Source organism: Streptomyces sp. NPDC126497 (genome assembly GCF_040302425.1).
In the GTDB taxonomy this organism is placed as follows: Bacteria; Actinomycetota; Actinomycetes; order Streptomycetales; family Streptomycetaceae; genus Streptomyces.
In genome coordinates this window covers 36,349-48,001 of record NZ_JBEORT010000009.1, presented here as the reverse complement: position 1 = coordinate 48,001, position 11,653 = coordinate 36,349, and the positions used below count along the sequence as shown (strand labels likewise).

Annotated in this window: 8 protein-coding genes; 2 read left to right on the top strand and 6 right to left on the bottom strand. The window is 73.1% G+C overall.

Annotated features, from left to right (window positions below; all coding sequences use genetic code 11):
* The first annotated feature begins 325 nt into the window (after positions 1-325).
* The gene (locus ABTY20_RS07480) at positions 326-1,180 is read left to right on the top strand and encodes a methyltransferase domain-containing protein (RefSeq protein WP_351996017.1); all 855 of its coding nucleotides are present in this window, start codon (positions 326-328) and stop codon (positions 1,178-1,180) included.
* Between the two features lie 85 nt (positions 1,181-1,265).
* On the opposite strand, the gene ffh is transcribed toward ABTY20_RS07480, so the two are convergent.
* The 5 genes from ffh to nsdA all read right to left on the bottom strand — a co-directional run bounded on the left by ffh (position 1,266) and on the right by nsdA (position 9,020).
* Entirely contained in the window at positions 1,266-2,816 is a 1,551-nt protein-coding gene (ffh, locus tag ABTY20_RS07475) for a signal recognition particle protein (protein WP_351996016.1), read from the bottom strand.
* A 218-nt stretch (positions 2,817-3,034) separates the two neighbouring features.
* Positions 3,035-5,476 (bottom strand): [protein-PII] uridylyltransferase, encoded by a 2,442-nt coding sequence (locus ABTY20_RS07470; RefSeq protein WP_351996015.1) that lies wholly within the window; start codon positions 5,474-5,476, stop codon positions 3,035-3,037.
* Between the two features lie 23 nt (positions 5,477-5,499).
* Entirely contained in the window at positions 5,500-5,838 is a 339-nt protein-coding gene (locus ABTY20_RS07465) for a P-II family nitrogen regulator (protein ID WP_030231663.1), read from the bottom strand.
* Positions 5,835-7,175: an ammonium transporter gene (locus tag ABTY20_RS07460; RefSeq protein WP_351996014.1), complete on the bottom strand. Its 1,341-nt coding sequence runs from the start codon at positions 7,173-7,175 to the stop codon at positions 5,835-5,837. The genes ABTY20_RS07465 and ABTY20_RS07460 overlap by 4 nt, the downstream gene beginning before the upstream one ends.
* Positions 7,176-7,523: 348 nt before the next feature.
* Positions 7,524-9,020: a transcriptional repressor NsdA gene (gene nsdA / locus ABTY20_RS07455; protein ID WP_351996013.1), complete on the bottom strand. Its 1,497-nt coding sequence runs from the start codon at positions 9,018-9,020 to the stop codon at positions 7,524-7,526.
* Positions 9,021-9,465: 445 nt separating this feature from the next.
* On the opposite strand from nsdA, the gene ABTY20_RS07450 reads away from it, so the two are divergent.
* Positions 9,466-10,131, top strand: coding sequence for a bifunctional DNA primase/polymerase (locus ABTY20_RS07450; protein WP_351996012.1), 666 nt, complete (start codon positions 9,466-9,468; stop codon positions 10,129-10,131).
* Between the two features lie 121 nt (positions 10,132-10,252).
* Here the strand turns inward: ABTY20_RS07450 and ftsY are convergent, their stop codons facing one another.
* Positions 10,253-11,455, bottom strand: a complete 1,203-nt coding sequence (ftsY, locus tag ABTY20_RS07445; protein WP_351996011.1) for a signal recognition particle-docking protein FtsY — start codon at positions 11,453-11,455, stop codon at positions 10,253-10,255.
* Between the last annotated feature and the right edge of the window lie 198 nt (positions 11,456-11,653).

Below are 11,653 nucleotides of genomic sequence, written 5' to 3'. Positions count from 1 at the left end.
GCTCGGCGGACACGCCACGGGCGCGACGTTACCGGGTCCGCCCGCGCGATCGCGCACCGCCCCGCCACAAGCCGCTCCCGGTTCCGTCGGCCTTGACCGGAACCGGCGTGCGGGCGCCTGCGCCACGGCGGACCGGACGGGCCGGGGTGACCGGCAGGTGAATTCCTGCCCCCGGCACGGGCGGCCGCCAAGCCGCCGCCGCATTCCACTGGACGACACGACGAGGGCGGAGTTTCCTGGCATACGGGGGGTGTGCGGGGCGCACTGCACGGGGGCCAGGGAATCGGGCACTGCGGCAACTCTCGGCTGATTGGGGCGCTTACCTATGACACCTACGCTCGTGCGGCAGCACCTGCCCCGCACGGGGGCCGTCCCCCGTGTGGCCCCGCGTGCACGCGCGCGTGACTGGTCCGAGATCCAGGAGCGGATGCTCGTACCGCTCTACGAGGCCGTCCACGAGCGACTGGACGTGGGTCCCACGACACGGCTGCTCGGCCTCGGCTGCGGATCGGGACTGGCCCTGCTGTTGGCGGCCTCGCGCGGTGCCGCGGTCACCGGCGTCGACACCTGCGCCGACCGGCTGGCCCTCGCTCGGGAGCGGTTGCTGCCCGACGAGCAGCGGGCGCCACGCGCGCGCGGTGACCACCGGATCGTGCACGGCCCGCCCGCCCAGGCCGCCCGCACCGACGCGTACACCGTGGTGACCGCCTTCGAGCCGATCGGCTGCCTCGCGGGCGACGCGGAGCGGCTGGGCGATCTGCTCGCCGAGGCGGTGCCGCTCGCCGGGCGCGGAGCGGCCGTGGTGCTGACCGGCTGGGGTCCGCCGGAGCGGTGCGCCACGGCGTCCGTGCTCCGGGTGGCCACCGAGCCGGCGGAGCCGCCGCGCGGCGGCACGGGCGCCTGGCGTCCCCCGGACCGCGACGACCTGGAACGGGTCGCCGCGCGGGCGGGGCTGCGGCCGGACGGCTCCGGGCGGGTGGCCTGCCCGTTCGGCTACGCCGACGCGGACAGCGCGGTGCGGGGCCTGAAGTCGACCGGGCTGTTCGACCCGGCGGTCACCGCCACGGACCAGGCGCAGGTCGACAAGGAGCTGGCGGAGGCCCTGCACCCGTACCGGCGGCAGGACGGGACCGTGTGGATGCCGAACGTGTTCCGCTACCTCGTCGCCCGTGTCCCCTGAGACACGGCGGACGGGAAGACACGGCGGATACGGCACCGGGGCGCCCCCTCGTCGAGGGGGCGCCCCGGTGCCGTACGGCGGGTTCTCAGCCCATGAACTTCTTGAACTCGTCGGGCAGTTCGAAGTCCTTGCCACCCTGCTGCGGCAGTCCGAAGGCGCCCGCGCCCTCCGCGGCGGCGGCGCGGCGCGCGGCCTCCTCCTGCTCCTGCTGCCTGCGCTTCATCGGGTTGCCGGAGCGCTGCTTGCCCTTGGCCTGCTTCTGCTTCTTCTTCTGCCGGCCCGGGCCGCCGCCCATGCCCGGCATCCCGGGCATCCCCGGCATGCCGCCGCCCTGAGCCATCCGGGACATCATCTTGCGGGCCTCGAAGAACCGCTCGACCAGGTTCTTCACCGCGCTGACCTCGACACCGGAACCCTTGGCGATACGGGCGCGGCGCGAGCCGTTGATGATCGTCGGGTCCTGGCGTTCGCCCGGGGTCATCGACTTGATGATCGCGGCGGTGCGGTCGACGTCCCGCTCGTCGAGGTTGTTGATCTGGTCCTTGATCTGACCCATGCCGGGGAGCATGCCGAGCAGCTTGGAGATGCTGCCCATCTTCCGGACCTGCTCCATCTGGGCCAGGAAGTCGTCCAGGGTGAAGTCCTGGCCCTTCTTCGACGCCAGCTTGGAGGCCATCTTCTCGGCCTCTTCCTGACTGAACGTCTTCTCCGCCTGCTCGATCAGGGTGAGCAGGTCACCCATGTCGAGGATGCGGGAGGCCATCCGGTCCGGGTGGAAGGCGTCGAACTCGTCGAGCTTCTCACCGTTGGACGCGAACATGATCGGCTTGCCGGTGACCTGCCGGATCGACAGGGCCGCACCACCACGGGCGTCGCCGTCGAGCTTGGAGAGCACCACGCCGTCGAAGCCGACGCCGTCGCGGAACGCCTCGGCGGTGTTGACGGCGTCCTGACCGATCATGGCGTCGACGACGAACAGGATCTCGTCCGGGGAGACGGCGTCGCGGATGTCCGCGGCCTGCTGCATCATCTCCTGGTCGATGCCCAGGCGGCCGGCGGTGTCCACGATCACGATGTCGTGGACCTTGGTCCGCGCGAAGTCGATGGAGTCCTTGGCGACCTTCACCGGGTCGCCCACGCCGTTGCCCGGCTCGGGCGCGTAGACGGCGACGCCCGCGCGCTCGGCGACGACGCTCAGCTGGTTGACGGCGTTGGGGCGCTGGAGGTCTGCGGCGACCAGCACCGGCGAGTGGCCCTGCTCCTTCAGCCAGCGGCCGAGCTTGCCCGCGAGGGTGGTCTTACCGGCGCCCTGCAGACCGGCCAGCATGATCACGGTCGGCGGCTGCTTGGCGAAGCGCAGGCGGCGGGTCTCGCCGCCGAGGATGGTGACCAGCTCGTCATTGACGATCTTGAGCACCTGCTGCGCCGGGTTCAGCGCCTTGGAGACCTCGGCGCCGAGCGACCTTTCCTTCACGTTCTTGATGAAGGCTCGGACGACGGGCAGGGCCACGTCCGCTTCAAGGAGGGCGATGCGGATCTCACGCGCCGTGGCGTCGATGTCCGCTTCGCTCAGCCGGCCTTTTCCGCGGAGATTTTTGAAGGTCGCGCTGAGGCGGTCGGAGAGAGTATCGAACACGGCGGCGTCGGTCCTCAGGGTCGGAGTCGGTACGGGCTGCCCTCCAGGGTATCCGGACCGGCAAGCAAATCGTCCCCTCCACCGATGTCGGTGGAGGGGACGCACACCCCGCTTCGGCGGGGACCACGCATCGCACACCTCGGCGCCACGGGCGCGCTCCGGACCACCCCCGCAGCGGCGGGGACCACACCCGATCAACGCGCGGAACGACCGCGAGGTCACGCTCTCAACGTCTCCTCCAGTTTCCGCGCCACCGCCACCGCCTCCTCCGTGGGGAGCGGTGTGCCGTCGAAGCCGGTGACGTAGAAGGCGTCCACCGCGTTCGCCCCCAACGTGCTCACATGCGCACTCCGCACCCGTACCGCCGCGTCCTCCAGCGCCCGCCCGATCCGGAACAGCAGACCCGGCGCGTCCTGCGCGCGGACCTCCATCACGGTGGCGTGCCGGGAGGCGGCCGGGGCGACCGTCACGCGCGGCGGCGGGGCGACCACGCCCCGGCGGCGCGGGTAGGCGGCGTCCCGTTCGGCGAGCCGGCCGGCGATGTCCAGGGTGCCGTCGAGGGCCCGGACGAGGTCCGCGCGGAGCCGGGCGGCCTGGGGCAGGGAACCGTACTCGGCGGCGACCCGCCAGTCCAGCAGCAGTACGGAGCCGTCCACGCCGTCCGGGAGGTCCAGGGTCCGCAGCTCGGCCGTGCGCACGGTCAGCCGGTGCACGGCGAGCACCCCGGCCACGGCGGGCAGCACGCCCGCCTGGTCGGGTACGGCGATGCGCAGCTCCACGCCCAGCGGCTCGGGGTCGCCGGGGGGCCCGGTGGGCGGCTCGGCCCGGGCCCGCAGGGACAGCACCGGTGCGCCCGTGGCGACGGCCTCGATCGCCAGGCGCTCCTGCTCCGCGGTGGGCACGGCTTCCTCGGGCCCGTCCGGGGCGTCCCCGGACAGCAGGGCACGGACCCGTTCGACCAGGTCGGCGACGAGCGAGGCGCGCCAGGACGACCAGGCGGCCGGACCGGTGGCGAGGGCGTCCGCCTCGGTGAGGGCGTGCAGCAGTTCGAGGGTGCCCTGGGCCCGGACGGCGTCGGCGACCGCGCGTACGGTGGCGGGGTCCTCCAGGTCGCGCCGGGTGGCGGTCTCGACGAGCAGCAGGTGGTGGCGTACGAGGGTGGCGATCACGGTGACGTCGCGGTGGTCGAAGCCGATGCGGGCGGCCACGTCCCTGGCGATGACCTCGCCGGCCACCGCGTGGTCGCCGGGCCAGCCCTTGCCGATGTCGTGCAGCAGCGCGGCGACCAGCAGCAGGTCGGGGCGGCTGACGCGGCGGGTGAACGCGGCGGCGCGCACGGCGGTCTCGATGAGGTGCCGGTCGACGGTCCACAGGTGCACGGCGTTGCGCTGCGGACGGCAGCGGACCCGGTCCCAGTCCGGCAGCAGCAGGCTGACCAGGCCCTCCGCCTCCAGCGCCTCCCAGACCTCGACGGTGGGACGCCCCGAGCCCAGCAGGGTGACGAGTTGTTCGCGGGCCTCGGCGGGCCAGGGCACGGACAGCGGGCGGGCGCCGGCCGCCATGCGCCGTACGGCGTGCAGGGAGAGCGGGAGCCCGGCCTGGGCGGCGGCCGCCGCGGCGCGCAGCGGAAGCACGGGGTCGCGGTCGGGGCGCGCGGCGCGGGCGAGCACCACCTCGCCGTCCTGTTCCACGACCCCCTCGGCCAGCGGGGAGCGCTCGGGCGCCGGTTTCCCGCCGCCGAGGACGGCGCGCAGCCGGGGCCGCGCCGCGCGGGAGCGCAGGACGCGTCCCACTTCGCGCCAGGTGACGTCGCCGGCGTAGGCGATGGCCCGCGCGGCCTCGTAGACCTGTCGCAGCAGCGCGTCCGCGTCGAGCACGCCGAGCTCGGCCGCGACCTGGTCCTGTTCCTGGAGCGCGAGCCGGTCGGTGGCGCGTCCGGTCGTCAGGTGCAGGGCGTCCCGTACGTCGAGGAGCCGGCGGCGGGCGTCGGCGAGGCCCTCGCGCGGGGCGTCGGCGAGCCAGGAGGCGGCCACCGCGCGCAGGGCGGTGGCGTCGCGCAGCCCGCCGCGGGCCTCCTTGAGGTCGGGCTCCAGGAGGTACTGCAGTTCACCCTGGCGTTCGGCGCGTTCCTCGCACAGCTCCCGCAGGGCGGGGAGGCGTTTCGGCGCCTGGTTGCGCCAGTCGGCGAGCACCGTCGTGCGCAACGACGTGGTGAGGCCGAGGTCGCCGGCGACGTGCCGGGCGTCCAGCAGGCCGAGCTGCGCCTTCAGGTCCTCGCCCGCGGTCCTGCGGGCCTCGGCGGCGGTGCGGACGGAGTGGTCGAGGGCGAGCCCCAGGTCCCAGACGGGGTACCAGAGGCGGTCCGCCAGGGCGGCGACCGCCTCGGGGTCGGTGCCGTCGTGCAGCAGGAGGAGGTCGAGGTCGCTGCGCGGGGACAGCTCCGCGCGCCCGTAGCCGCCCACGGCGACCAGGGACACTCCGCGCGCCCCCTGAGCGCCCGCCGCGAACAGCCCGCCGAGCCAGCCGTCGGTGAGGTCCGCCAGGGCGGTACGGCGCGGCGGCCCGGACCGCGCCCCCTCGGTGAGGAGGCGCAGCCGGGCCGCCGCGTAGCCGCCGGGTCCCGAGTCCTCTGCTTCTTCCGTCACGTTCGTACGCGTCACCCGGTGACTCCCGTCCTCGTGTCTCAGAGCGCGTCCGGGCCGCGCTCGCCGGTGCGTACCCGCACGGCCGTCTCGACCGGGATCGACCAGACCTTGCCGTCACCGATCTTGCCGGTGCGGGCCGCCTTGACCACGACGTCGATCAGCTGCTCGGCGTCGTCGTCCTCGACCAGCACCTCGATGCGGATCTTGGGCACCAGGTCGACGGTGTACTCGGCGCCGCGGTAGACCTCGGTGTGGCCGCGCTGGCGGCCGTAGCCGCTGGCCTCGGTGACGGTCAGGCCGTGTACTCCGAAGGCCTGCAGGGCCTCCTTGATCTCGTCGAGCCGGTGCGGCTTGACGACGGCGGTGATGAGCTTCATGCGTCCACCTTCTTGCTCTCGGCCGGGGCGACGGGGGTGGTGACCGCGGTGCGGGCCGCGCCGCCGCCGGCACCGCTGAAGTCGTATGCGGTCTCGGCGTGCTCGGCCTGGTCGATACCGGCCACCTCGTCGTCCTCGGAGACTCGCATGCCGATCGTCTTGTCGAGGAGGAGGGCGAGGACCGCGGAGACGGCCAGGGAGTAGGCGAGGACGCCGAAGACACCGGCGCACTGCTTCCAGAACTGGTCCAGGCCACCGCCGTAGAAGAGGCCGGCGACGTCGGACTGGCCCTTGCCGGTGGCGAAGAAGCCGATGAGGAGCGAGCCGAGGATGCCGCCGACGAGGTGGACGCCGACGACGTCGAGGGAGTCGTCGTAGCCGAACCTGTACTTCAGGCCGACGGCCATGGCGCAGAGCACGCCGGCGATGGCGCCGACGGCGATCGCGCCGAGCGGGGAGACCGCGCCGCCGGCCGGGGTGATGGCGACCAGACCGGAGACCGCGCCGGAGGCGGCGCCCAGCGTGGTGAACGCGCCGTGGCGGATCTTCTCGTAGGCGAGCCAGCCGAGGACGGCGGCGCCGGTGGCGACCTGGGTGTTGACGAACATCAGCGCGCCGACGCCGTCGTCGTTGCCGAGCCAGGAGCCGGCGTTGAAGCCGAACCAGCCGAACCACAGCAGACCGGCGCCGAGCATGACCAGCGGGAGACTGTGCGGGCGCATCGGGTCCTTCTTGAAGCCGATCCGCTTGCCGATCACCAGGATCACACCGAGCGCGGCGGCGCCGGCGTTGATGTGGACCGCCGTACCGCCGGCGAAGTCGATGACGCCCAGTTCGAAGGCCCAGCCGCCGGCGCCCCAGACCCAGTGCGCGACCGGGAAGTAGACGACGGTGGCCCACAGGGCGATGAACAGCGCCCACGCGGTGAACTTCACCCGGTCCGCGAGCGCTCCGCTGATCAGCGCGGGCGTGAGGACGGCGAACATCAGCTGGAAGACCAGGAAGACGAAGACCGGGACGGTGTAGCCGTCCCAGAGCTCGGTCAGGCCGATGTCGCTCAGGCCGACCCAGTCGGAGTTCCAGCCGATGAGGCTGCCGGAGTCGGTGCCGAACGCCATGGAGAAGCCGTACAGCACCCACAGGACGGTGACGATCCCCAGGCTGATGAAGCTCATCATCAGCATGTTCAGCGTGCTCTTGACGCGGACCATGCCTCCGTAGAAGAAGGCGAGACCCGGGGTCATGAGCATCACCAGGGCGGAACAGATGAGCATGAACCCTGTGTTGGCGGCGGACAGCGTGGGCGCGTCTGCGGCCAGGGTGATGGCTGGTGCCATCGGCGTCTCCTCGTCGTTGGTACGGCCCCGTGCGGGCGAAGCCTTGGGCGGATTGAGGGGTGGGCCGGTTATGCGCCATGAGATTCGCGCAGCGCCGTTTCGGTGGAGGCCCCTCGTTGTTTCGCCGCCGTGACGAAGGCACCCGGCGTGTTACGGGTCGGTGAACCGCCGGAACCGGGCAGCGCCGATCGTTATCGTGGCGCAACCTTCGGTGGGCGGCGGTGAGCCGGGGCCGGGGAGACGCACGACCGGCCGCGGACGGCCTCCGAATGACCTGGCATGGGGGAGCCGAGTCGGGCAGTTCGGGAGGGCCGGCCGCGGCCGGGGTCTAGCGGTACCTCGGGGGTGTCAGACCGCGTCCGCGGTCTCGGGCAGCTCGATCGCGAGCCGCTCGCCGAGTTCGACGACGTCGGCGAGGTCCCCGAAGTCGCGTACGGCGGTGTCGACCGTCTTTCGGATACGAGTGTTGACGCGCTCGGAACGGACCTTCTTGGCCGCCTTGATGGCCTCGGTGGCGAGGACCGCGCTCTGCTCGGGCTCGCTCTGCAGCAGGTGGACGGTGGCCATGCCGATCAGGTTGAGGGCGTAGGAGCGCTGGTGCTCGCCGCCCTCCCGGCCGAACAGTTCCACGGCCCGCCGCATCAGCGGCTCGGCGAGCGAGGCGTAGGTGGGGCTGCGGCCGGCGACGTAGGCGAGGTCACGGTAGGAGTGGGAGTTCTCCGCGTACAGCTCGGCCTCGGAGAAGAAGCGGATCCAGTCGGGGTCGGGCTCGTCCCACTCGTCGGCCTCGGCGAAGGTGTCCTCGGCCATCCGCACCGCCCGCTTGCAGCGGCCGGGCTGGCCCATGTTGGCGTAGGCGCGGGCCTCCATCGCATACAGCATGGACTGGGTGCGCGGGCTCGCGCAGTCCCGGCTGCCGTACTGCGCGAGGTGGATCAGCTCCAGGGCGTCCTCGGGCCGGCCGAGGTGGATCATCTGCCGGCTCATGCTGGACAGCACGTACGAGCCGAGCGGCCGGTCACCGGCCTCCTTGGCGGCGTGCAGGGCGAGCACGAAGTACTTCTGCGCGGTGGGCTGGAGCCCGACGTCGTACGACATCCAGCCGGCCAGTTCGGCGAGTTCGGCGGCGACCTTGAACAGGCGCCGGGTGGTGGCCTCGGGCTGGGACTCCTGGAGGAGGTCGGTCACCTCGTGCAGCTGTCCGACGACCGCCTTGCGGCGCAGGCCGCCGCCGCACTGGGCGTCCCACTGCCGGAACATCACGGTGGTGGTCTCCAGCAGATCCAGCTCCGGCCCGGAGAGCCGGCCGCGGGCGTGCGCGGAGGAGGACGCCGGGTCGGCCTCGGGCCGGGGCAGCGGGACGGCCGGGGAGGGGACGAGCCAGCGCTGCATGGGCTCGATGAGGGACGGGCCCGCGGAGAGGGCCAGCGAGCTCCCGAGGAAGCCGCGCCGCGCCAGCATCAGGTCGCTGCGCGAGAACTCGCTGAGCAGGGCCACGGTCTGCGGACCCGTCCAGGGCAGGTCGACGCCGGTCGCGGAGGGTGCCGGACGGGCGGTGCGCAGGCCCAGGTCCTCGACGGAGACGACGACGCCGAAGCGTTCGGAGAACAGTTCGGACAGGATTCCGGGGATCGGCTCGCGCGGGTTCTCGCCGTCCAGCCAGCGGCGCACGCGCGAGGTGTCGGTGGAGATGTGGTTGGCGCCCAGCCGGCGTGCCCTGCGGTTGACCTGGCGGGCGAGCTCGCCCTTGGACCAGCCGCTGCGGACGAACCATGACGCGAGCAGCTCGTTCGGGCGCTTCTCCGCACTCGCAGCGCTCGTCCCGCCACCGTCGTTGCCGCTCACTGGAACGCCCCCATCCCTGAAGACCACTTGTCGTCGAGTGCGCCAAGCCCTATCAGAATGCCGGTCGCCGGGGCCGCCCGTCCGACGGTTGTCACCCTTCGAACGGAAAGCCGAGTTGCCTCCGGCATACCCACGAGTGCATGCGCCACAAGAAGTCGTGCACACACAGTAACCCTACGATCACCCGTCCCACCCCGGCGGAACCGCAATCGCCACCATTCGCCACCCCTTCGAATGAACTCACCGTGGCCATCTCGCGATTCACTTGACACAGGACGCTCACAAGGGATGCGGCGGTGCACCGCGGGGCGCGCATCGCCGGACGCGCCACCCAGGGCGCCCCGAAGCGCCGGTTGGGCGAAGCGCCACCGGGAAGTCGGAAACAGAGAGTCACACGCCGCGTTCGCTTCGTAACCAGTGGTGCGCCGGACCTGTTGGAGGGGGCATGGGCTTCACGACCGGCATCGGCCGGGGCATCCGCGACATCCGGTCCGGCTCGCGTCGCCGGAACCGCTCCTCGGACGGCACCGTCGTGGCGGAGTACACCGGACTGTGGGGCTGGGACGTGGTGCCGGGCGTCCGCACCGCCGCGGGCGTCTGCTCCTGCGGCCGGGCCGGCTGCGGGACGTCGGGCGCGCATCCGCTGGACCTCGCGCCGGTGATCCGCGCGGGAACCCCGCTGGACGAGGTGACGGCGGTCTGGTCGGAGTTCCCGGGGGCCTCGCTGATGCTGCCGGTCGGGCGGGCGTTCGACGTGATCGAGGTCGCGGAGGCCGCCGGGCGTCACGCCCTGGCGCGGCTGGAGCGCATGGGCCTGCCGGTCGGCCCGGTCGCCGCCACCCCGGACGGCCGCGCCCACTTCCTCGTCGCCCCCGGTGCCGCCGCCGCGCTCCCCGACCTGCTCTACCGCATGGGCTGGGACGACCCGGCCGCCCTGGACCTGCGCGGCCTCGGGCCCGGTGCGCACATCACGGCGCCACCGTCCGACCGTGGCGGCCTGGGCCCGGTGCGCTGGCTGCGCTCCCCCGCCCTGGACTCGGCGTCCCGCCCGCCCGAGGCCCGCCTGCTGCTGGGCACGCTGGCCTACGTGGCGCACCGGTCGGGGGCGTGACCGGCCCCGGGCCCGCACCGACGCCGCACGCCTCCCGGACACGGCGAAGCGCCCGTCCCCCGGTCTGCTCGGGGGCGGGCGCTTCCTCGCGGCTGCCGGATCCGCCTGACGGAGCCGGGGATCACTCCCCGATGAGGGCGTCCACGAACGCGTCCGGCTCGAACGGCGCCAGGTCGTCCGCGCCCTCGCCGAGCCCGATCAGCTTGACCGGCACGCCCAGCTCGCGCTGCACGGCGATCACGATGCCGCCCTTGGCCGTGCCGTCCAGCTTGGTGAGCACGATGCCCGTGATGTCGACGACCTCGGCGAAGACCCGGGCCTGCACCAGGCCGTTCTGACCGGTGGTGGCGTCGAGCACGAGCAGCACCTCGTCCAGCGGCGCCTGCTTCTCCACGACCCGCTTGACCTTGCCGAGCTCGTCCATGAGGCCGGTCTTGGTGTGCAGCCGGCCGGCGGTGTCGATGAGCACGGCGTCGGCGGCCATCTCCTTGCCCTCCTTGACCGCGTCGAACGCGACGGAGGCCGGGTCACCGCCCTCCGGGCCGCGCACGGTGTGGGCGCCGACCCGCTCGCCCCAGGTCTGCAGCTGGTCGGCGGCGGCGGCGCGGAAGGTGTCGGCGGCGCCCAGGACGACGGTGTTGCCGTCGGCGACCAGGACACGGGCGAGCTTGCCGGTGGTGGTGGTCTTGCCGGTGCCGTTGACGCCGACGACCATCACGACGCCGGGACCGCCGGCCGCGTTCTCGGTGTGCACGGTGCGGTCCATCTCGGGACCGACCAGGGTGATCAGCTCCTCGCGGAGCAGGCCTCGCAGCTCCTCGGGGGTGCGGGTGCCGAGCACCTTCACGCGCTCGCGCAGCCGCTCGACCAGCTCCTGGGTGGGCTGCACACCGACGTCGGCGGTGAGCAGGGTGTCCTCGATCTCCTCCCAGGTGTCCTCGTCGAGGTGCTCGCGGGAGAGCAGGGTGAGCAGGCCCTTGCCCAGGACGTTCTGCGAACGGGAGAGACGGGCGCGCAGCCGGACCAGCCGGCCGGCGGTGGGCTCCGGGATCTCGATCTCGGGGGCCTCGGCGGCGGGCGGTTCCTCGATGACGACGGGACCGGCGCCCGCCGGAAGATCAACCTCCTCGATGGTGCGCCGCGGTTCCTCCCGCGGCGTCTCGGCCTCTTCGCCGACGTGCGGCTCGGCCGGAGGGGCGGTGATGTCGGGCGCGGCGGGCGGCGGCGGGGGCAGCGGCTTGTTGCGCCGGCTGCCGACGATGAGCCCGCCGAGCGCGCCGATCACGACCACGGCGATGACTACAGCAAGGATGACGATGTCCATAACAGCCCCAGTATGGCGTGGCCCCTCACAAGGCCGTCCGTTGTACGCGCGGGGCCGTCGGCCCCGAGGGGACGGGCCGGCCCGTCGCTCGGCCCCGTGCCGGGCGGGAAGCCCTCAGGGGCGGGGTCACCACGCGTCCAGTATCGGACGGGACGTGCGGGGGCCGCGAAGACGCGCGCCCGGCGCCCGGCCCCCGGG